Here is a 21701-nt window from a genome sequence, read left to right as displayed (position 1 = left end):
ATCAAGCATAATCAAGCATAATCAAGCATAATCAAGCATAATCAAGCATAATCAAGCATAATCAAGCATAATCAAGCCTCGCACAGAAGGCTTTATTTTGTTTTCAGAAAACGAAATATCCCTCAATAATTACAAAACTTAACACTAACTTTGGCAGCTACTATGCTAAAGTCGCTTTTAATTTTTTTCATCGTCACGCTGCTAATTTTAAGAAGGTTTTGTGGAACAACTCACTATCGTCATTGATTTTTTAGCAACCTATAAGTTGTTTGTTACTGTATTAATCATCCTATTGCTGTCGATGCTTAAACGCTTTGTGGTGTCTAAAATTCGTGGTGATATCGCTTTTGTGAGCGAAGGGCAGCGTAAGTGGATGTCGCGGACTAAAAACGGCACTTTCATCTTAATCGTGATGATTTTATTTTTACTGTGGCAGACAGAAATCAATAAGTTCGCGCTGTCTGTGACCGCGATTGCGATTGCCTTTGTGGTGGCGTCAAAAGAGATTATTCTGTGTTTTACTGGCTCCATTCAGCGGGCGAGTTCGCGCTCATTTGTCATCGGTGACTGGATTGAAGTGGGTAAGCTGTGCGGCGAGGTCATTGAACACAACTTAATGGCGACGGTGATCCAAGAAATCGACTTGCACCATGGTCAGTACCATTACACCGGTAAAACAGTCACCTTCCCTAATAGTATGTTTTTTAGTTATGCGGTGAAAAACCTCAATTTCATGAAGCGTTATGTTTACCATAGTTTTTCCATTACCGTGGTTGAGTTTGTAAACTTGTATCCGCTGTTTCCTGCATTAACCAGCAAGATTGAAGCCCACTGTGAAGACTTTTTTGAAGTAGCAACTCGCTATAATAATATTATTGAAAGACATGCTGGCGTTGACCTGCCAGGACCTGAGCCACATATTCATATCCATAGCGGCCCTGCGGGTGAGCAAATGGTGCATATTATGATTTTTTGCCCCACTGAACGGGCAACCCATTTAGAGCAACACATTAGAGAAGATTTTATGATTGCCTATCATGAGGCGTTTCCTAAAGCGGCTGAAACGAGTGCTTGAGTTAACCTGCTAGGCTAATGTTCAGGGATAATGCTTCGAGCTGATACTTTGAGCTAAAGATTTACCCAAAAAGAAGCCACTCAATCGAGTGGCTTTATTTATGCTAAAAATCGAGCTATCTAACTCACTGAATGCAGTACATCATGTAGTTGCTGTAGGTCTTTGACTTCAAACGTTGGCGTAATGCCATCGACGGTTTGTTTACCGTGATGATTGAGCCAACAGGTATCAATCCCAGCATTAACGCCGCCTAAAATATCTGAATGCAGGTTATCGCCCACCATCAAAATATTGTGCTTTTCAGGGTTACCCATCAGCTTAAAGGTATGCTCAAAAATACTGACATCGGGTTTGGCTTTACCAAACTCTTCAGAAATCACCACATGCTCAAATGACGACTTAAAGCCGGTGCGTTCAAGGCGCACATTTTGCAGCTCAGTTAAGCCGTTGGTGATTATGCCTAAATTGGCTTTGCCTTTTAGGCTATCAACCAGCTGTTTCGCCCCCGGTAATGGCTGACAGATATCGGCCATGGCCGCTAAAAAATCACTGTTAAGTTGCTTGGTAGTGACATTGAGCTTTTCAGCCCAATGTAAAAAGCGGGTGTGTTGCAGCTGCGCGGCATCAATTAATCCTTGTTGATAATCCAGCCAAAGCTGCTTGTTTACCGATTGATAAAATTCAAAATCACTGGCGTTAAAATCAATATCAAAGTGTGAAAACATCAGCTTTAGGCCGCTAAATATATCAAAATCAAACAGGGTTTCATCGGCGTCAAACAATATCCATTGGTACTTCATGGTTCAGCCTTATCGACGTTTTGGTTTATGAAAATGATTTGAAACAGCCTAGTTATTATTCAAATAGCGTCACTAATTGCGCTTCTTGGGCAACCAAGCTGTTATATATGGTTAACTGGTTTGCCGCGCGATCGAGGTTATGGCCCTCACGATGAATACCAAAGTACACATCACCATTTAAATGATCGGTTAAAAACCGCGAACCTAGCATCAACGCCATCACTTTAATGCCTAACCACAGGCTGCGTTTTTCCAGCGGTGTTAATATTGCAGATAACTGCTCGGTATAGGCTTGAGTGGCTGCTTTAATAATCTCAGGGCGAGCAATGACTTTATCGAGCGCTGTAGAGTCTTCTTCCTCAGGTGAGCAAAACGCCCGTACCATGTCACCAAAGTCATACATTAAGTAGCCTTTCATGCAGGTGTCGATATCGATGACTGCCATGCTAGACATATCACGCTTATCAAACAGCATATTGTTGATTTTTGTGTCGTTATGGCAAATACGAAGTGGCAGTTGTTGCTCCACTTGGGCGAGCTCAGCAAATAAGGCTTGTTGCGATAACACTAAATCAACCCATTGCTGACAATCTGCTAAGCGCTGAGATTTATCATCAGCAACCGCTTGTTTAAGCTGTTGGATACGAAGAGGAAGGTTTAAGAAGTTAGGAATAACATCTTGTAAGCTATTAGCATCTAAATCACTCAATGCATGTGCAAAATGACCAAAAGCGCTGGCGGCCATTTTGGCTTCATCTTGATTGGTCACCACTTCAATTGTATGGCTATTGGCTAAATAGCTAATGGCTCGCCAATAACCTTTATCACCAAGGTTTACCGACAAACTTCCATCTTTAAGAACCACAGGCGAAATAACATCGAGCTGGTATTCACCCAAGGTAGATTTTTGGATGAGGTGATGACTCACTTTAGCAGCATTGTCGATTAACACGTCAGGTTTGGTGAACACTGTGGTATTAATTTGCTGTAGCACCATTTGCCCTGCTGGCCACTTAACCAAATAGGTTTGGTTAATATGACCATTGCCCAAAGGCGCAATAGTGGCACTTGTTACATCTGATGCTGCAATTCCATATAAAGGCAAAATTGTTTGCCTAATAAACTCAACCACCCAACACTCCATATCTTTTCTTTGCAAGCCAAACAGTTTAAGCCATCGCAGCCGGCAACACTAGTCACCTGTTGTGCTGCGATTTAAGCTCTTATAAGCTTTTCATAAATTGGCCAAATGCAGGCTCAGAGGATAATGTGGCTTGGCTGCCTTTCAGGCTAAAGTTATAACCACACAGTTTGAAGCTACCACGCATGGCAACATTGTTGATGAGCTTGGTATTATCCAGCGGTGAAAAGCGCGCTTCGGTGCCGCTATCTGCCATTAAATCAACGCTAATGGGCCTAAATTTACTGCCATCATTAAAGACTAATTCGGCGCAGCGTTTATCGCCTTGGGCTGTATCTAAACGCCAAATAGACTGGGCATCACCTTCATCACCTAACCAGCGTAACACTAAAATATCTTCTTGTAAGATAAGCCAAAAACCATCAGGCAGTTTTACTCGCGCAGTTTCATTGCTTGCTAATGGTTGCTCAATGGCTGCGGTTTCAACAGGTACAATTTCGGTTTTTTCTGTGCCAGTAAATAATAAGCTAATTAGATAGATAACTAGGCCAATTGCACACATAACCCCTATAGCTTTTGCCGCCATTATAAGTATTTTTTTATTATCTTGCGCCCACACTAACCAAGATTTAAGTAATTCTGTCATCGAACCTGACTCTAATGCGCCTCGGTCAACTCGGTAGCTGGGCTTTTCATCAGCTTGATACCTAGCCTCGTCTGTTTCGCTATTGTATCCAGCTGCATTATTTGCAGAATGGTTAAACGGATTAAGCTCAGACTCTTTATAAACGGTTTCGTGCTGATAACCAGGCTCATGGCCCAGTTCGTCATCAAAACTGTTGTTATCAAAGCTTTCAATATCAGAGTTTGCGCTATCAACGTTGGCAGCGTCAGGGCTTTCAGCCCTAAGACTGGTGTTATTGCCATGTCCAATGGTCGGTTCTTGACGCTGCCTTACTCCCTGAGCGCCTGCAACAGGTTTAGCATGTGGGCCTTGATAGCCCATAACATAAAAATTATTTCTGCGGTTTTGATTACGGCTATTGCTCTTGGGTGCTGAAAACCACGCAAAACCAGCGCTCACTATGGCCGCTAAAATAAAAATGGTCACTGACACAGCAACAGGAAAACTAAATGCAATAGAAAGGCTAAAAAATAACAATAACAAGGTTGGGATTGCCACCAAAGAGCTTGGCTTAGCTGCGTCTCGTAAACGGCGTAAGCTGCTTAAAGCACTAATGGGCAGCGCCACTACCCCTGCAATAATAGTGGTAACAGAATGAGCAAATAACAGCGCGATGATTAATACAAAAATCAAACAAGATAATTGCACAGCCAACACTCTTTGACCGTTATCTCGGCCTTGGCGACAAAATAAGGATGAAAATGACACAAGAAATCCCAATAATAAATAAACAGAAACTATATAAGCAGACTAAACAATTTCATCACTAAAGTCAGCGAAACCACTGCATTTGCCGCAAAATTAATTGTAAAAACATCAATCACAAACCATTTAGCGCCATTAACATTGCCAGTTCATTTTTTTATTAACGAATATGACAAAATGAAATAGCCTTAGGTCTTTAAGCCTATGCATTAAACTAATCAATGTATTACTAAGGTTAGAAAAAAAATCGCCGCTAATAACCACAGATTTATGCAGTTTTTTCCATCACAAATCTCGCAAATTGCCATGCTTTGAGTATAATACTCGCCCTGTAAAATAATCTGGTTGGAATTTGCACTATGAGCGCGAGAGGAAATCTATTTATTGTGTCTGCCCCAAGTGGCGCCGGTAAATCTTCGCTTATCTCTGCTTTATTAAAAGATAAGCCAAGCGACATGCAAGTGTCTGTATCACACACTACCCGTCAACCACGTCCTGGTGAAGTTAATGGTCAACATTATCACTTTGCCAGTGTTGAACAATTTAAAGCGCTCATCGCTGATGAAGCTTTTTTTGAATGGGCTGAAGTGTTTGGTAACTATTACGGCACATCCCGCAAGGTCATTGAGCAAACATTAGCCAACGGTATTGATGTCTTTTTAGATATTGATTGGCAAGGCGCAGAGCAAGTTAAAAAGCTAATGCCTGAGGCCGTTGGGGTATTTATATTACCCCCTTCAAAAGCTGAGCTTGAACGCCGCCTAACTGGCCGAGGACAAGACAGCCAAGACGTGATTGACGGACGTATGGCTGAGGCTGTATCTGAGATGTCACACTATAAAGACGCTGATTATATTATTGTAAACGATGACTTTGATACCGCACTAGACGATCTGCGCGCGATCATTCGCAGCCAAAGATCAACCTGTGCTAGTCAGATCCATACTCATAATGGTATGATTAACGATCTGTTGGCAGACTAATTGTCATTAAGTACAATTTGCGTCACTTTTTCCCATAGATAACACTGGAGTTTCACCACATGGCTCGCGTAACTGTAGAAGACGCCGTACAACAAATCGGCAACCGTTTTGACATGATCCTGGTTGCAGCGCGTCGTGCACGCCAAATCGCTGTGCAAGGTAAAGACCCAATGGTTGAAGAGATGAATGATAAACCAACGGTTATCGCCCTGCGCGAAATCGAATTAGGTTTAGTCACCTCTAACACATTAGACGCTGATGAGCGTCAAACTGTACGTGAACGCGAAGCAGCTGAAATTGCCGCTGTTGCAGCAATTGCTGAAGGCCGTTCACTTTAAGGAGTAGCGCCACTTGTATCTGTTTGAAGGTCTAAAGGAGTCTGCCTCTGGTTATTTAGAACCAGCGCAAGTAGAGTTACTCAAGCAGGCGTACATTGTTGCGCGTGATGCCCATGAAGGGCAAATGCGCACAAGTGGCGAGCCCTATATTACCCACCCCGTTGCGGTAGCCCGCATCGTTGCAGATATGCGTCTTGATCACGAGACGTTAATGGCTGCACTGCTTCACGACACCATCGAAGATACCCCAGTTACCAAAGAAGAACTCACTGAGCTATTTGGCGTAACCGTGGCTGAACTGGTCGAAGGCGTGTCTAAACTTGAAAAAATCAAGTTCCGCGATAAAAAAGAAGCCCAAGCTGAAAACTTCCGCAAGATGATGATGGCAATGACGCAAGATATTCGCGTTATTTTGATCAAACTTGCTGACAGAACGCATAACATGCGAACTTTGGGTGCATTACGTCCTGACAAACGTCGTCGTATTGCCCGTGAAACCTTAGAGATTTACGCACCGATTGCTAATCGTCTTGGTATTCACAATATCAAAAGCGAATTAGAAGATTTAGGTTTTCAAGCCTATTATCCGATGCGATATCGCGTTTTAAAAGAAGTCGTAAAAGCAGCCCGTGGTAATAGAAAAGAACTGATTAACAGTATTGAAACTGCCATAACCTCTCGCCTTGAAGATGCTGGAATTAACTGCAAGGTCAAAGGTCGTGAGAAAAACCTTTACTCAATTTACCTTAAAATGAGTAAAAAAGAACTGCAGTTTCAAGAAGTCATGGACATTTATGCCTTCAGAGTCATGGTCGATTCCATTGACACCTGTTACCGTGTATTAGGTGCCATGCATGGTCTTTATAAGCCTCATCCCGGTCGCTTTAAAGATTATATTGCCATTCCTAAAGCCAATGGTTATCAATCATTGCACACCTCATTATTTGGCCCCCATGCGGTTCCTGTTGAAGTACAAATACGTACTGAAGAAATGGACCTGATGGCGGACAAAGGGGTTGCTGCTCATTGGATGTATAAGAGCGGCACCAGTAGTTCACAACAAAGTACCACCCAAGTTCGCGCCCATAAGTGGATGCAAAGCTTGCTGGAGCTACAACAAAGCGCCAGTAGCTCATTTGAGTTTGTGGAAAATGTTAAAACTGAGCTATTCCCTGAAGAAATATACGTATTCACCCCAGAAGGCCGCATTTTAGAGCTGCCGGTGAATGCAACAGCGGTCGACTTTGCTTACGAAGTCCATACCGATGTGGGTAACACCTGTGTCGGCGCCCGTGTTAACCGTCAAGCTTATCCATTAAGTCAGCCGTTAATATCAGGCCAAACCGTTGAAATTATTACAGCTAAAGGCGCAAGACCTAATGCTGCATGGCTTAACTTTGTCGTAACAGGTAAAGCCCGCGGTAAAATTCGTCAAGTCTTGAAAAGTTTAACCAGTGACGATGCTGTGGCGCTCGGCAAACGGCTACTGAACCACGCATTAGGTGAAAACAAGCTTGATGACATCACCTTAGAGCAGCTTAAAAAAGTTATTGCTGAAACTAAGCATGACAATCTTGAATCGTTATTGGCTGATATCGGCCTAGGTAATGCCATGAGCATTGTGGTTGCCCAGCGCTTAATGGGTCACAAGCTCACCACTAAGAATGAAGATAGCGAAACCGAAGAGCACTTGATGCCAATTCGCGGCGCTGAAGGCATGTTGGTGACCTTCGCAAATTGCTGTCGTCCAATTCCAGGTGATGCTGTCATCGCCCATGTAAGCCCAGGCAAAGGCCTTGTGGTACACATGGAAAATTGCTCAAATATCCGTGGTTATCAAAGCGAGCCAGACAAATATATCCCAGTACATTGGGATAACGTTGAAGGTGAAAGCTATCAAGCCAATCTGCGAGTTGAAATTGTCAATCATCAAGGCGCACTAGCAAAAATCACCAGTATTATTGCTGCCGCCGGCTCAAATATTCATAACTTGAGCACTGAAGAGCGTGATGGCAGAGTCTATCTCATTAACCTGCGGATCTCAGTCGACGACCGTGTTCATTTGGCCAATGTTATGCGCCGCATTAGGGTATTACCTGAAGTCCTGCGCACCTCGCGTAACCGCTAATAAATCAATCACGACTTCTGCATTGCAGAAGTCTTGCGCACCTGCCACAAACGTTAGTAATATTGATCCCCTAAATCCCTAAGTTAGATAACAGCTTAGGGATGACATCATTCATTTACTTGATCGCAGAGGGCGTCATGGCAGAAAAAATCATCATCGCAACCGATAAAGCTCCAACAGCAATTGGCACCTATTCTCAAGCTGTAAAAGTAGGTAGCACTGTTTACCTTTCAGGCCAAATCCCACTCGTACCAAGCACCATGGAAATGGTTAGCGATGATTTCTCTGAGCAGGTTGTACAGGTTTTCGAAAACTTAACCGCAGTATGTGATGCCGCTGGCGGCACTATGGCTGATATCGTTAAACTGAATATCTTTTTAACCGACTTATCTCACTTCGCTACCGTTAATGAAATCATGGCGCGCTACTTTACTCAACCTTATCCAGCACGTGCTGCAATCGGGGTAAAACAGCTGCCAAAAGGCTCATTAGTGGAAATGGATGGAATAATGGAGATCTAGCTCACAAACCGAGTTTTATTCTGAAGGGTGCCATTGGCACCCTTTTTTATTAGAGCTATTACTCAAGAGGTATTTAACTTTCAGTGAAACATGCTAGTTTATAAGTAGAAATTATCTCGTTAAGTTGTTCTCGCGTTTGCGAATAGGCTGATAAATAGCCATACTGAGATGATTGCATTAGCAAACTACAAATAAATGCATCCTACATTAAAAACAAAAAGAACATGGAATTGTCGATGGAAAATCTAATAAAAACGCCAGTAGAAATGTTATCTCATTGGGCTGAAACCCAAGGGGATGCCGTATATTTACGACAACCAATTAACGGCCAGTTTGTTGACTTCACATGGGGAGAAGTTCAGCAAAAGGTACAACAAATTGCAGGCGCATTACGCCACTTAGGTCTAGTACCGGGTGACAAAGTTGCTCTGCTTTCTAAAAACTGTGCCGAGTGGTTTATTACCGATCTTGCCCTTATGCACGGCGGCTACATCAGTGTGCCAATCTATCCCACTGCTAACGCTGAAATGATCCGCTATGTATTAGAACACAGTGGCGCTAAAGCTATCTTCACCGGAAAACTTGATTTTTGGGCCGACCAAGAAGCCGGTGTCGGCGGTGAAATCCTCCGTTTAGCTTTACCTTATGACACCATGCCAGCGCAATATCATTGGGAAAAACTGCTTGAGTTAGGGCAACCATTAGTGGATGCGCCTACGCCTAGTAGCGATCAAATGATGACGCTCATTTACACCTCGGGCTCTACTGGTAAACCAAAAGGCGCAATGCAAACCTTCGGCAGTTACGGCTGGACTTGTGAAGCGGTTGTGCGCGATTTAAAAACCAATACCACAGACAGATTATTATCCTACTTGCCTTTAGCGCACATTACTGAGCGGGTAGCGATTCAAGGATCGTCTTTTTACTCCGGCTCGTCGGTGGCGTTTGTAGAAAGTTTAGATTCTTTTGTGGCTGATGTGCAGCGATGCCGCCCGACGGTCTTTTTCTCGGTGCCGCGTTTATGGACCCTGTTTCAGCTCAATATTGTCAATAAAATTGGCCAAAGCAAGCTGGATTTATTGCTTAAAATCCCACTGGTTAGCGGCTTAGTTAAACGTAAAATCCAAAAAGGTTTAGGCTTAGAGCATTGCCGTTTATTAGGTTCAGGATCAGCCCCCATCCCACCATCTCAATTAGAGTGGTACAACAAAATCGGCATGAATATTTCAGAAGCCTGGGGCATGACCGAAAACTGTGCTTACTCAATTATTAACTTCCCATTTAATGCCTCAAAAATTGGTAGCGTGGGTCGCCCTGTTGAAGGCTGCCAAGTTCGCCGCACCGATGAAGGTGAGTTAATGGTTAAGAGCCCAGGTTTGATGACAGGTTATTACAAGCAAGAAGAAGCCACAGCAGCATGCTTTGATGCTGATGGATTTTTCCATACGGGTGACTTATGTGAAATCGATGAAGATGGCTACATTTCTATCACTGGCCGCGTTAAAGATAACTTTAAAACCTCTAAAGGTAAGTATGTGGCGCCGGTGCCTATTGAGCGTAAAATAGCCCAAGATCCGCACATTGAGCTACTTTGTGTCATTGGCTCAGGCTTACCGCACCCGATCACCTTAGTGCAATTATCTGAAGGCTCAGCCTTGCAAGCCCGCGAAGAAGTGCGCGCGTCACTGAAAGCGACCCTAGATGGAGTTAACCCGCACCTTGAGTCCCATGAAGTTGTGGATGCCATTGTCGTAGTGACAGAGCCTTGGACCATTGAAAATGATGCCCTAACCCCTACACTTAAAATTAAGCGTCATGTGTTAGAAAAGCAGTTCAGTGCCAAAGTTGACGGTATTCGCGGCGCTAAAGTGTGCTGGGAAGACGAGATTTAGCACCACAGTAATTCGCTTCAATATATTGGCCGCCTAAGCTTTAACAAGCCGGCGGCTTTTTTATCAATGACATTTGTCACCTCAAACTGGTGACGTTTGTGTCTGCCCTGTGCAAGCCCTTTGTTAGATACTAACTCCGTAGCAACACACCTTAAATGCAATAAACGGAGTTAATCATGACATCACTAATCTTAAAATCTCTTATCTCAAAATCAACCGTCATGGCGGTAACACTGACGTTAGTCAGTAGTGCTAGCAATGCCGATATCGGCGCTATCGATATGGCAGCCAACACAATGGATCTACAACAGCTAAAGGTTCTCAGCGAACAATCTGTGGATTATGAACACGCCTATGCACAATATCGCATCGCCATTACAGCCAATATTAGCGGTCTGCGCGGAGTGGCTAAAAAAGCCCTCAATGATGCACAGTCGACACTTGAAACTGTATTGAGCCGTGAAGACGATGCTGAGTCAATGGCGCTACTGGCGTCTGTTTACGGTATGCAAATCGCCAATGACTCAAGCAAAGGACAATCTCTGGGAATGAAGGTAAGTGCTTTACTGGCTCAAGCAGAACAACTCAGCCCTGAAAATCCCCGTATTGCGTTAGTCAGAGCAATGAGCGCCTTTTATACTCCCGCTCAATATGGCGGCGGTATGGATAAGGCTGAGCAATATGCCACTGATGCGATTCGTTTTTATGAACAGCCATGTGTTGATATCTGCTGGGGGCATACTGAAGCGTACACCTGGCGCGGAATCGCTAAGCAAGAATTAGGTCGTCAAAAAGAAGCAATTAATGATTGGCAACACGCTGTAGAAATTGATCCTAATTACGCTTGGGCAAATTTTTTACTTAAACAACAAGCGCGTTAATCCGATGCTGCTGAAGCTAGCTACTGCAGACATACACATTATGACTCGGTTGCAGTATGCTAACTTCGCAAGGAGGCTTCATGTCTAATATCAATACCAAACACTCGGTCAATAGTAGCAACACTCGCGTTAACCCAGAAAAAGCCTATCGACAAAAAACAGCTTGGGTATATCTGCTCAATCTGATTTTTTACTTTATTCCACTTTGGTTTATGCGGGATGATTGGGCTCGGGTCGGTGTCAGCTTGTTACTCATATTTCCCTTCTTATATGGGTACTTTTGGGCTTACAAAAGCTCAGCCGTTCAAGGGAAATATCCTATTGCTTTAATGCTCATCACTGCGAGCATTGCCACCATATTTACCAGCGGCTCCATTTCATTTTTCAGTTTTGCCGGTTTTTTTATTGGTTTCTTCTATTCACTGCGCACCGCCATTATTAGCTTTATTCTTATCAGTACTTGGCTGTGGCTACTCAATTACATCGTGGGCTATGAAGCTTATTATTTTCCGCTATACGGTATGTTAATCACCTTTGTGGTGGGGCTATTTGGCGTGGTTGAGCATAACAATGAACGCATCAGGCGCCAACAAAGACAATCAAATGATGAAATCGCTAACTTAGCAACGGCACTGGAGCGTGAACGTATTGCGCGCGATTTACATGACATCATGGGGCACAATTTATCTTCCATTGCACTGAAAGCACAACTCGCCGAAAAACTGGTTGAAGCAGGCGAGCTTGCTGTTGCAAAACAGCATTTACAGGAACTTGCTGATATCGCCAGAAACAGCTTAACTGAAATTCGCCAAACGGTTTCTAATTACAAACATAAAGGCTTACAAGATACGGTCAATCAACTATGCAGTTTATTAAGACAAAAAGAAATTGAAGTACATCTCGAGGGTAAATTACCACCATTAACACCTTTGCAAGAATCTCAACTAGGGCTAATGTTGACAGAATTAGTTAATAATATGCTCAAACATAGCCAAGCCAGTCAATGTGTATGGTGCTTTAACACCTTGGATAAGCAGCTTATTGTTAGCCTAAGTGACAATGCTAACACCAAAGTTATTAAAGAAGGTAATGGCTTAAAAGGCATTAGAGAGCGAGTGAACTTATTGGGCGGCAAGTTTAGTTATCATATTAACGATGGCTACCGTTTTAGCATCAGTTTGCCCCTTGAAGCAGAGCAAGTCAGTGAACCTAAAGTTGACAACGACACGGAACAGCCTTAATGAAGATTTTATTAGCAGAAGATCAAGCCATGGTGCGCGGGGCATTATCTGCCCTACTTACCCTTGCCAAAGATGAACTCGGTGAAGTCGATATCACAGAAGCAGAAGATGGTAACCAAGCCATGGCAATGCTTAAAGAGCAGCATTTTGATTTGCTGCTCAGTGATATTGAAATGCCCGGTCACAGCGGCGTTGAGCTGGCTCAGTGGCTCGCAGCATATCAAGCCGAGGCTGCAACAATGCAACCTAAAACTAAAATCATCATCTTAACCACTTTTGGCCGCGTAGGTTACATCAAAAGAGCACTCAGTTGTGGCGTCGAGGGATTTTTGCTAAAAGATGCGCCATCTGAAAGTCTAGTCAACGCTATTAAACAGGTGATGGCAGGTAAAAAAATTATCGATCCAGAGCTGGCGATCAGCGCCATTGGTGATATTGACCCACTCAATGATAAAGAAAGAAAAGCGCTACGATTAGCCAGTGATGGCTTATCAACCAGTGATATCGCCGCCCAGTTATTTATCGCCGAAGGTACTGTGCGGAATTACCTTTCTGAAGCGATCTCCAAGCTCAATGCCACCAATCGCATAGATGCGGCGCGAATAGCTAAACAAAAAGGCTGGTTATAGAGGCAGTTAAGCCTGATATCTGGATTAATATTGCCTTGTATTAAAACTCTGCTAAGATAAGCCATAACATCTGTATATATTTACAGTACTATCATTGCTAACAAGCATCAGGGCGATAAAGTTGACTGTATAACTCTTTGGATAACTGTCAAAGTTAACCCCAAAGTGAATGACTCACTTTAATCAGCGAGCTTTACAATATCAACAAAGTCTAAGTGATGAAGTCTGTGGTCAACTCAATAGATAAAGGCATGCTAGATTTGCAACCATTGGATCAGGTACCGATTACCGACTTAAAAGGCGTCGCTAAAAAAGCCGCTGAAAAGCTGGCAAAGCTTGGCATTAAGACAGTGCAAGATGTACTGTTTCATTTGCCGCTGCGCTATGAAGACCGCACCCAAATCTATCCCATCAATGCTCTTTATCCCGCGATGTACGCCACAGTTGAAGCTGAAATCATCTCAACCCAAATTGTGCCGGGTCGCAGACGTATGCTGACCTGCAATATTGCCGACGAAAGTGGTTACCTCACTTTGCGGTTTTTTAACTTCTCGGTTGCCCAGCGAAATGGCATGCAAAACGGCGCGATAATTCGGGCCTATGGTGAAATCAAGCGCGGCAACCGCCATTTTGAGATAATCCACCCAGAATACAAAATCATTAAAGCTGGCGAAAACCCAGCCCTGAGTGATTCACTGACCCCTATTTATCCTTCGACTGAAGGATTAAAACAAGCCAGTTGGATTAAGCTCACCGAGCAGGCACTAACTATGCTCAATCAAGGTGGCTTAACAGAGTTACTACCACCAGCCCTGCAACCCAACAATATGAGCATTGGTCAGGCATTATCCTTAATCCATCGACCGCCCAATAACATCGCCCAAGCCGATTTAGAGCAAGGCATGCACCCCGCTCAGCAGCGCTTAGTCCAAGAAGAGTTACTGGCCCATAACTTAAGTATGCTGCAATTACGTCAGCGCAATAACCTTGATAAAGCGGTGACTTTACCCGCCACCGGCCAGCTATTAAATCCATTTTTAAAAGCCTTACCTTTTAAGCCAACAGGGGCCCAGCAACGAGTCGTAGCTGATATCGGTATTGATATTGAAAAGCCCACACCTATGATGCGCTTAGTGCAAGGGGATGTGGGCTCGGGTAAAACCTTAGTGGCCGCCTTAGCAGCCCTGCAAGCCATTGAAAATGGTTATCAGGTGGCGATGATGGCACCGACGGAATTATTAGCAGAGCAACACGCAGTCAACTTTGCCGCCTGGTTTGAACCATTAGGGCTAAAAGTGGGCTGGTTAGCAGGCAAGTTAAAAGGCAAAGCCAGAACACAATCATTGGCTGATATCGCCGATGGCAGCGCCAACATGGTAATTGGCACCCATGCTATTTTCCAAGAGCAGGTCAGTTTTAATAAGCTCGCGTTAATCATTATTGATGAACAACACCGTTTTGGGGTCCATCAACGCTTAGGATTACGCGAAAAAGGCGTCAGCCAAGGCTTTCATCCGCATCAATTAATAATGACAGCTACGCCAATTCCGCGCACGTTAGCGATGACGGCTTATGCTGATTTAGAAACCTCTATCATTGATGAGTTACCGCCAGGAAGAACCCCTGTTACCACGGTTGCCATTAGCGATAATCGCCGCGAACAAATCATCGAGCGGGTAAAACAAGCCGCGCTAAATGATAATCGGCAGATTTATTGGGTTTGTACTCTCATTGAAGAATCTGAAGTTCTTGAGTGCCAAGCCGCTGAAGATACCGCTGCAGAATTAAGCCAATTACTACCCGAATTAAAGGTTGGCTTAGTGCACGGACGTATGAAAAGTGCAGAAAAACAGCAAATAATGGCCCAATTTAAGGCGGGTGAACTACATTTATTAGTGGCAACAACGGTTATTGAAGTGGGAGTCGATGTGCCTAATGCCAGTTTAATGATTATTGAAAACCCTGAGCGGTTAGGCTTGGCGCAATTGCATCAGTTACGTGGCCGAGTAGGCCGAGGCTCTATTGCCAGCCACTGCGTGTTATTGTACAAAGCACCGTTATCACAAACTGCCACCAAACGTTTAGGAGTACTAAGGGCCAGTAACGATGGCTTTGTTATTGCCCAAAAAGACTTAGAAATAAGAGGCCCAGGTGAAGTACTCGGTACCCGCCAAACCGGCTTGGCAGAAATGAAAATCGCTGATTTAGTCAGGGATCAATATCTGATTGAAAACACACAAAAATTAGCGGCCCATGTTATGCAACAAGTGCCACAAAATGTAGACAGCATTGTTCAACGTTGGTTAGGGGATCGCCAGCAATACGTACAAGCATAAATTATTGTTAACCTTGGCTATTATTACTAGACAAGTGTTGAGATTATTGCAGAATGAAAATAAGGTTTAAGCCTTATATGCCACCAAATGAAAATGTAACAAATTCAATGATATTGGTTCCCTTTCGACGTTTAAAGCTAAGGAATAGACATGCAAGTCAATCAAAATGATAGAGCCACACCGCACTCAAGTCGCGCCAGTGGTAGTAACGCGGGTGTGATTGGTATCACCATTGCGGTTTTACTGGCTGGTGCAGGCTATTTCTACTTCTCGGCCGATAAAGCGCCTGAAGTCGAAGCGCCAATACCTGTGCAACTACCAGAGCCTGTGCCTGAACAACCTATTGAGCAAGAGCCTATTGAAGAAGTGATAGTGGAAGTTATTGAACCCACTATTATTGAAGCTCCAGAGCCTGAAGTAGTAGAGCCCTTACCTACACTGATTGAAAGTGATGACTTTGTCGCCCAGAAAACGGTTGAGATGGCTGATGGGATGAAAATCGAGCCACTACTTGTTAAAAAAGACATTGCCCGCCAGTTTGTGGTATTTGTCGATAATATGGCCCAAGGTGAAGTGATCCGTAAAGCCAGCCCACTGAAAGGCCCTAAAGATAAATTCACCGTCAGTGAAATCACTAACAAAACCTATTTAAACCCTGACAGTTACCATCGTTATGACCTGTACGCCAACATGGTGTCAGATATGAATGACGAGCAGTTAATCAACACTTATAAAGAACTCATGCCAATATTTGACGAAGCTTTTGCAGAGCTAGGTTATAGCGATATGTCATTTGACGAGCGCATGCAGCAAGCCTTTGAGATGATCTTATCAGCGCCGATTATTGAAGACCCGATTGAATTAAGCTCTATCAGCGTTAACTATCAATTTGTCGATCCAAAGCTTGAAGCGCTACCCAACGTGCAAAAGTTTATGGTACGTATGGGACCTGAAAATAGCCGTAAAATTAAAACGGCAATTAGAAAACTTCAGCAGCAAATGGCCAACTGATAGAACCGTTATCATTGGGGTTATGATTTGCAATGGCAGGTTCCAATATGCGCAATCTAAATCAATGGCATAAAAAATAGCGACATGAGTGTCGCTATTTTTTTAGATAAAGTATTCAATGCTAATTCAGCTTCACGGCACTGTCTACCCGAATTGATTAGTTAACCCATTAACAATTCAGCATTAACTGCAATAAATTAAATTAGTTAGACTTAATCGCGACTACAACAGATAGTGACATATTAATACTTAAATCATCTTCTGATCTAACACCACAGTATCTTGAGCATAGCTTAAATCAAGTTAACTTAGCAATGCTAAAATACAGCCCAGTAAAGCTGGCACAAAGCGTATCTTTACAATGAAGTTGTACCTCAAGTTTCACTTTTACCTTGCCGCCATTAGCAAGGCTTGCTAATAAAACATCTGGCCAAATAACACTGGCGATAGGCGCTTCAGTAATGGGCGCGCTATAGCGAATTTGTGCATCCGCTAATACGATATCACCACTAAAACCTTGCAACTTTTGCTGTAACCACATCATCCCCCAGCCCGTTAGGGTAGCCAGGGTATAAATACTGCCAGCAAACATGGTTTGATGCAGGTTAATATTGGGCTCGAGCGGCGCGGTAACTGTGAGTGTTTGCTGCTGAAAACTCAGCGGCTGCACTTGCATAAACTCACTCAAAGGAATGGTTTGATACCAAGTGTTTTGCAGTTCAATAAGTTGCTCTTTAGCCGCCATAATGTGCTCCTTTAAACCTGTAAATTAAAGGTCACAGGACCATCATTAACTAACTCTACCTTCATGTTTGCGCCGAAAGAGCCTGTAGCAGTTGTCACCCCTTGTTCACGACAAAAAGCCACGAAAGCTTCATATAGCTCATTGGCTTGATCTGGCGTTGCTGCACGAGAAAAACTAGGACGTAATCCTTTGCCTGTATCTGCCGCTAAAGTAAACTGCGACACTACCAGTAACTCACCACCAGCTTGTTGCAGATTTAAATTCATCTTGCCGTTTTCATCACTAAACACACGATAGCCGATGACTTTTTTGGCCAGCTTTTGCATTTTCTCAATGTCATCGTCACGTTCCACCCCAAGCAGCACTAATAAACCTTTATTGATACTACCGGTGACTTCTTGCCCTAGCTCAGAGTCGATGGTGACACTGGCACGTGTCACCCTTTGGATTAAGCCAATCAATGTTACTTCCTAATACTTACGTGAAGAATTGTGCGATTACTTGCGGATTTACCTACACCAACAATAACCTTAGCCAGCGATATCTTGTTTCATCACTGGGATCGGTTTAATTAAATGCTCAGATCCTTTGGGTAATGATTTACCCACTTGATTAAGGCCTTCATCAGTCCACAACATAAAGCGGCGTAATTCTTCCAGTTCAATGGAATCAACAAATGTCGCAGCGCCTTGTACTTGGATCACCGCCCCATTGTCGCGAATGACGAACTTAGCAAAATTAAGCTTTTGGTTTAGTGAGCCAATTAACAACAATAGCTCTTTACTGCCATGTAATTGCGGATGCACCGCAAACAATCGATTGGTAAGAATACGATCGACCCCTTGCTCACTCATGCTAGGCTGCAGCACAAACTGAGTTTCCCCAAATTGCACCGCCACACTATTAGGGCTGAGTTTAGTGGCTAAGTAACTGGCGTTTAGCAACGTTTTATATAATTCTTCAGCGGCTTGCTCATCGCTCATATTAGCCATGTTGATCATCTTAGGAGCAGCAGAAACTACAGTATCTTCTGTGGTATTTTCGGTGGCGGCGCAAGCAGATAACCCTATTACGCATGCTGCAAGTATCAATTTTTTCATTTTCGTTCCTTGTTAAGTTATCTTTGCTAGCGATAAAGTATCGCAAGTTAACACTCATGTCAGGCTCAAGTGCTAAGCCCAGTCGGTGTATTTATAATGCTTGTGTTACTTCTCATTATCTTCTGAAGTAGAAAAAATCCCGGTATCGAGGTACTCAGGCATCGCGGCCGTTATTTCTGCGCCTAATAAAACAATTATCCACGACACATAAATCCACACAAACAAAATCGGGATGGTGGCTAGCGCGCCATAAATGGCTTCATAACTGGGAAACTGCGTCACATAAAAGGCAAAACCTTTTTTACCCGCTTCAAATAGCATCGCCGCTACCACAGCACCTAATAAGGCATGTAAAAAATGCACTTTTTTATTGGGCACCACCATATACAACAGTAAAATCGAGGCCACAGAAAACAACATCGGCAAACGCTCAACCAGCCAAGTCATTAAGCCTGATATTTCGCTATTATCAAATACCGTTAATGACACCACATAAGAGGTTGCCACTAAGCTGGCACCAATCAATACTGGCCCTAATGTCAGTACCATCCAATACATAGAAAAAGACACCATATAAGAGCGGCTTTCAGTGGTACGCCAAATATTATTCAGCGCTTTATCGATAGCAGAAATCAGCAACAAGGCCACCACCACTAACGCAATCACCCCGACAAAGGTGCCCTTTGAGGCATTTTCAACAAATTCATTGATATAAACCTGTACGGTATCGCCAGCGGCAGGCAAAAAGTTGTCGTAAATAAAGCTCTCAATTTTACCGCGAATACCTTTAAATACTGGAAACGCCGACAACATCGACATGGTCACCGCCACCATTGGCACTAGTGATAATAGTGTCACATAGGCTAAGTGACCGGCTTTGACATTGATTTGATCTTCTACCAAGCGCTGCTTAAGGTGAAGTATAAATTGCCAAATGCTAATAAAAACTCGTTGGATATAGGCTACATCTATCTTATTTGTCACAATATTCTCTTGATTATTTTATTTTCAATTCTGCGTTTTAATTCGTACAATGTTATAACACGATAGTTACACTCCAAGGGAGCGATTTAATGTCTCAACAAGGTTCTGCTGGTAATGTGATTGCCGCCATCGCCAGTTTCTTTTTCCCAGGTTTAGGTCAACTGGTTCAAGGTCGTATTATAGCTGCAATTCTATTTTTCTGTCTTACAGCAGTATGTTACTTCTTCTGGGTATTAATCATCCCAGCCATTATTGGTGCCATACTTCACCTTTGGAGCATTATTGATGCTGCCACATTTACCGCCGACTAATTCGATAATACGATAAGAGAGTAAACAATGAAGAAATGGATATCCTTGGCATTACTGAGTAGCAGCTTACTACTTAGCGGTTGTCAAAGCGCTTATTATGGCGCCATGGAAAAGGTCGGCTACCACAAGCGTGACATCATGGTTGATCGCGTCCAGGAAGCAAAAGAGTCCCAAGAAGAAGCCCAAGAGCAATTTAGTTCTGCGTTAGAAGAAATGCAGGCGTTACTTGCCTTTGATGGTGGCGATCTTGAAGATGCTTATAACAAAGCTAAAGATGAATATGATTCAGCGCAGTCAGCCGCTGATGAAGTGGGCGATCGCATCGATAATGTTGAAGAAGTTGCTGAGGCATTATTTGAAGAGTGGGAAACTGAAATTCAAGAAATCAGCAAAGCCAGCCTGCGCCGCAATAGCACCTCTAAACTGAAAGAAACCCAGCGCTCGTATGATTCATTAGTGAAAGGCATGCGCCGCGCAGAAGCAAAAATGCCTCCTATTCTGACGGCAATGAAAGATAATATGTTGTACTTAAAACATAATCTTAATGCGCAAGCCATTGGTGCCATTAAAGGTGAATTCCAAAGCCTGCAATCTGATATTACTAGCTTGATCAGTGAAATGAATAAATCGATTGCTGAATCGAATGAGTTTATTGAAGCCATGGAAAAAGGTTAAGCGACTTCTCCATCTAGCCAAAAGGTTTACCTGAATCAGGACTCTACTGTTTATTAACAAAGTGGCGTCCTGTTTATTTTACAAATATCACCCATACCTCCCCCGAGAACCACTTCGCTTGGACAGCTTTACTTTTCCTTCTCACTTCGTACTTCACAAATACCACTAGTTTATGACCGATTGATTTATATTTCAGTTTATCATTGCGAATGTCGCTCTGTTACTAGCAGTTTTCAACTGATCTAAAAATGATGCAGCAAAAAAAATCCCCTCTTAAACTCAATTCAATATGGTGGAATCAATGAGCAGTTTACTTCATTACATGCGCTTTTTTATCCTGCCGTTTATTCTTACGATAATCACTCTAGGACTACTTGAACACTTTCAAAACCATTGGCAAAGTTGGCAAGACACCCTGTACTTCGCACCTTATTGGTTGCTAGTCGCATCATCTTTGATTTGCTTGCAATTCAATCGTAGTCGCCTATTTTATATAGGCTTGATGTTATTGATATTTTATTCCCTACAAAACAACAGCTTACTTTTATCCCCACTCACACATCAATTTCTACCTTTATTTGGTACGTTAGTGATTGGTATGTTCTGTTTTATCAAAGATCGCGGTGTCGTCAGTGTTCATAGCTTCTTTCGTTTAGGCGGAATTTTACTGTGCGGTGTAATGGCATATATTTGGGTTAAATTAATTGCGACTTACCCAAGTCCTATTGGTGGTTTTCAGCAACGCTTGGGTTTATCAATCGATAAATCCCCACTGCATTTATTACCTATCTATCCATTAGCTTTGATTATTTTTAGCAAGCTAAGTTGGAAAAGTAATTTAGCTCAAACGAGCTTGGGGATTAGCTTATTGCTATGGCTAGGTTACTTCCTTATTCCAACAAATTTACCCTTGTCAGTATTGCTAAGTTTGATAGCCGCCAGTTATTTAGTGACTGTGTTATTTGACTCATACTTTTTGGCTTATCGTGATGAGCTCACAGGCCTTCCATCAAGACGCGCCTTATTTAATCTGAGCTTAGCTCTAGGAAGAAAATATACTGTCGCGATGGTTGATATAGACCACTTCAAAAGCTTCAATGACACCTACGGTCATGACGTAGGTGATGACGTACTCAAGTTGGTGGCAATAAAACTAGCTAAGGTATCTGGCGGCGGTAAAACCTTCCGCTATGGCGGTGAAGAGTTCACCATTGTTTTCCCAAGTAAAAACATTGACCAGGTCTATTCTCACCTTGATGACGTTAGGCAAAGCATTGAAGATTATGACATTGTGCTGCGGGATGAAGGTCGAAAACAAAGCTCGAAGAAAAATCGCCAGAAAACACCAGTGAAAAAGAAAACAGTCAGCGTTACCGTTTCCATCGGCTGTGCAGAACATCAAACTGATGAAAGCTTTGAGCAAAGTATGAAACAAGCCGATAAAGCCTTATACCGCGCTAAAGATCGCGGTCGAAACCAAGTACGATTTTAACGTTTTGAGCTTAATATCAGCCTAACGA

General features: G+C 43.1%; 21 protein-coding genes. 14 read left to right on the top strand and 7 right to left on the bottom strand.

The features are described from left to right. Window positions 1–220: 220 nt before the first annotated feature. Entirely contained in the window at window positions 221–1075 is an 855-nt protein-coding gene (locus Q4546_RS17195; protein WP_102476570.1) for a mechanosensitive ion channel family protein, read from the top strand. A gap of 119 nt (window positions 1076–1194) precedes the next feature. Here the strand turns inward: Q4546_RS17195 and yjjG are convergent, their stop codons facing one another. The 3 genes from yjjG to Q4546_RS17180 form a co-directional block, all read right to left on the bottom strand. Then, entirely contained in the window at window positions 1195–1875 is a 681-nt protein-coding gene (gene yjjG / locus Q4546_RS17190) for a pyrimidine 5'-nucleotidase (protein WP_102476571.1), read from the bottom strand. Between the two features lie 55 nt (window positions 1876–1930). Further along, on the bottom strand, window positions 1931–3007 hold the full coding sequence (locus Q4546_RS17185; protein ID WP_102476601.1) for a phosphotransferase enzyme family protein: 1077 nt from the start codon (window positions 3005–3007) through the stop codon (window positions 1931–1933). Between the two features lie 91 nt (window positions 3008–3098). After that, a complete protein-coding gene (locus Q4546_RS17180; protein WP_303446703.1) occupies window positions 3099–4409 on the bottom strand; it encodes a hypothetical protein in 1311 nt (436 codons plus the stop codon). A 356-nt stretch (window positions 4410–4765) separates the two neighbouring features. On the opposite strand from Q4546_RS17180, the gene gmk reads away from it, so the two are divergent. The 10 genes from gmk (at window position 4766) to Q4546_RS17130 (ending at window position 16366) form a co-directional block, all read left to right on the top strand. Continuing rightward, the gene (gene gmk, locus Q4546_RS17175; RefSeq protein ID WP_076538074.1) at window positions 4766–5389 is read left to right on the top strand and encodes a guanylate kinase; all 624 of its coding nucleotides are present in this window, start codon (window positions 4766–4768) and stop codon (window positions 5387–5389) included. Between the two features lie 59 nt (window positions 5390–5448). Further along, the gene (rpoZ, locus tag Q4546_RS17170; protein WP_076538077.1) at window positions 5449–5727 is read left to right on the top strand and encodes a DNA-directed RNA polymerase subunit omega; all 279 of its coding nucleotides are present in this window, start codon (window positions 5449–5451) and stop codon (window positions 5725–5727) included. A gap of 13 nt (window positions 5728–5740) precedes the next feature. Further along, window positions 5741–7855 carry a bifunctional GTP diphosphokinase/guanosine-3',5'-bis pyrophosphate 3'-pyrophosphohydrolase gene (gene spoT / locus Q4546_RS17165; RefSeq protein ID WP_102439856.1) on the top strand — a complete coding sequence of 705 codons (2115 nt, stop codon included), beginning with the start codon at window positions 5741–5743 and terminating at the stop codon, window positions 7853–7855. A gap of 137 nt (window positions 7856–7992) precedes the next feature. Beyond that, a complete protein-coding gene (locus Q4546_RS17160; protein WP_076538417.1) occupies window positions 7993–8376 on the top strand; it encodes a RidA family protein in 384 nt (127 codons plus the stop codon). 236 nt (window positions 8377–8612) lie between these two features. Continuing rightward, window positions 8613–10268: an AMP-binding protein gene (locus Q4546_RS17155; RefSeq protein WP_076538083.1), complete on the top strand. Its 1656-nt coding sequence runs from the start codon at window positions 8613–8615 to the stop codon at window positions 10266–10268. A gap of 176 nt (window positions 10269–10444) precedes the next feature. Further along, a complete protein-coding gene (locus tag Q4546_RS17150) occupies window positions 10445–11149 on the top strand; it encodes a hypothetical protein (RefSeq protein ID WP_102439857.1) in 705 nt (234 codons plus the stop codon). A gap of 80 nt (window positions 11150–11229) precedes the next feature. Further along, window positions 11230–12390 (top strand): sensor histidine kinase, encoded by a 1161-nt coding sequence (locus tag Q4546_RS17145; protein ID WP_368506624.1) that lies wholly within the window; start codon window positions 11230–11232, stop codon window positions 12388–12390. Then, on the top strand, window positions 12390–13019 hold the full coding sequence (locus tag Q4546_RS17140; RefSeq protein WP_102439859.1) for a DNA-binding response regulator: 630 nt from the start codon (window positions 12390–12392) through the stop codon (window positions 13017–13019). Before Q4546_RS17145 ends, Q4546_RS17140 begins: the two co-directional genes overlap by 1 nt. 260 nt (window positions 13020–13279) lie before the next feature. Further along, on the top strand, window positions 13280–15355 hold the full coding sequence (recG, locus tag Q4546_RS17135) for an ATP-dependent DNA helicase RecG (protein WP_102439867.1): 2076 nt from the start codon (window positions 13280–13282) through the stop codon (window positions 15353–15355). Window positions 15356–15505: 150 nt separating this feature from the next. Then, the gene (locus Q4546_RS17130; protein ID WP_102520350.1) at window positions 15506–16366 is read left to right on the top strand and encodes a DUF3014 domain-containing protein; all 861 of its coding nucleotides are present in this window, start codon (window positions 15506–15508) and stop codon (window positions 16364–16366) included. Window positions 16367–16664: 298 nt separating this feature from the next. On the opposite strand, the gene Q4546_RS17125 is transcribed toward Q4546_RS17130, so the two are convergent. The 4 genes from Q4546_RS17125 to Q4546_RS17110 form a co-directional block, all read right to left on the bottom strand. Beyond that, window positions 16665–17111 (bottom strand): thioesterase domain-containing protein, encoded by a 447-nt coding sequence (locus Q4546_RS17125; protein ID WP_303446699.1) that lies wholly within the window; start codon window positions 17109–17111, stop codon window positions 16665–16667. A gap of 11 nt (window positions 17112–17122) precedes the next feature. After that, window positions 17123–17572: a D-aminoacyl-tRNA deacylase gene (gene dtd, locus Q4546_RS17120; RefSeq protein ID WP_303446698.1), complete on the bottom strand. Its 450-nt coding sequence runs from the start codon at window positions 17570–17572 to the stop codon at window positions 17123–17125. Window positions 17573–17641: 69 nt separating this feature from the next. Then, complete coding sequence (locus tag Q4546_RS17115) at window positions 17642–18211, bottom strand: hypothetical protein (protein ID WP_102439863.1); 570 nt, start codon at window positions 18209–18211, stop codon at window positions 17642–17644. A 105-nt stretch (window positions 18212–18316) separates the two neighbouring features. After that, a complete protein-coding gene (locus tag Q4546_RS17110; protein ID WP_102439864.1) occupies window positions 18317–19195 on the bottom strand; it encodes a virulence factor BrkB family protein in 879 nt (292 codons plus the stop codon). 89 nt (window positions 19196–19284) lie between these two features. Here Q4546_RS17110 and Q4546_RS17105 point away from each other — a divergent pair, with 89 nt between their 5' ends. From Q4546_RS17105 to Q4546_RS17095, 3 genes are all read left to right on the top strand, one after another. Beyond that, a complete protein-coding gene (locus tag Q4546_RS17105) occupies window positions 19285–19506 on the top strand; it encodes a hypothetical protein (protein WP_076538103.1) in 222 nt (73 codons plus the stop codon). A gap of 27 nt (window positions 19507–19533) precedes the next feature. Then, complete coding sequence (locus Q4546_RS17100; RefSeq protein WP_303446697.1) at window positions 19534–20181, top strand: DUF2959 domain-containing protein; 648 nt, start codon at window positions 19534–19536, stop codon at window positions 20179–20181. A gap of 301 nt (window positions 20182–20482) precedes the next feature. After that, window positions 20483–21673, top strand: a complete 1191-nt coding sequence (locus tag Q4546_RS17095) for a GGDEF domain-containing protein (protein WP_102520351.1) — start codon at window positions 20483–20485, stop codon at window positions 21671–21673. The last annotated feature ends 28 nt before the right edge of the window (window positions 21674–21701 follow it).

Source organism: Shewanella sp. 4_MG-2023, assembly GCF_030548015.1.
Classification (GTDB): Bacteria; Pseudomonadota; Gammaproteobacteria; order Enterobacterales; family Shewanellaceae; genus Shewanella.
The sequence above is the reverse complement of the archived record's forward strand: the minus strand, read 5'-3'. Positions and strand labels throughout refer to the sequence as shown.

Bases quoted from the DNA above. Each gene is read 5' to 3' on its own strand.
- yjjG (WP_102476571.1), bottom strand. From the start codon at position 1,875: ATGAAGTACCAATGGATATTGTTTGACGCCGATGAAACCCTGTTTGAT.
- gmk (WP_076538074.1), top strand. From the start codon at position 4,766: ATGAGCGCGAGAGGAAATCTATTTATTGTGTCTGCCCCAAGTGGCGCC.
- rpoZ (WP_076538077.1), top strand. From the start codon at position 5,449: ATGGCTCGCGTAACTGTAGAAGACGCCGTACAACAAATCGGCAACCGT.
- Q4546_RS17160 (WP_076538417.1), top strand. From the start codon at position 7,993: ATGGCAGAAAAAATCATCATCGCAACCGATAAAGCTCCAACAGCAATT.
- Q4546_RS17155 (WP_076538083.1), top strand. From the start codon at position 8,613: ATGGAAAATCTAATAAAAACGCCAGTAGAAATGTTATCTCATTGGGCT.
- Q4546_RS17150 (WP_102439857.1), top strand. From the start codon at position 10,445: ATGACATCACTAATCTTAAAATCTCTTATCTCAAAATCAACCGTCATG.
- Q4546_RS17145 (WP_368506624.1), top strand. From the start codon at position 11,230: ATGTCTAATATCAATACCAAACACTCGGTCAATAGTAGCAACACTCGC.
- Q4546_RS17140 (WP_102439859.1), top strand. From the start codon at position 12,390: ATGAAGATTTTATTAGCAGAAGATCAAGCCATGGTGCGCGGGGCATTA.
- Q4546_RS17130 (WP_102520350.1), top strand. From the start codon at position 15,506: ATGCAAGTCAATCAAAATGATAGAGCCACACCGCACTCAAGTCGCGCC.
- Q4546_RS17125 (WP_303446699.1), bottom strand. From the start codon at position 17,111: ATGGCGGCTAAAGAGCAACTTATTGAACTGCAAAACACTTGGTATCAA.
- Q4546_RS17115 (WP_102439863.1), bottom strand. From the start codon at position 18,211: ATGAAAAAATTGATACTTGCAGCATGCGTAATAGGGTTATCTGCTTGC.
- Q4546_RS17105 (WP_076538103.1), top strand. From the start codon at position 19,285: ATGTCTCAACAAGGTTCTGCTGGTAATGTGATTGCCGCCATCGCCAGT.
- Q4546_RS17100 (WP_303446697.1), top strand. From the start codon at position 19,534: ATGAAGAAATGGATATCCTTGGCATTACTGAGTAGCAGCTTACTACTT.
- Q4546_RS17095 (WP_102520351.1), top strand. From the start codon at position 20,483: ATGAGCAGTTTACTTCATTACATGCGCTTTTTTATCCTGCCGTTTATT.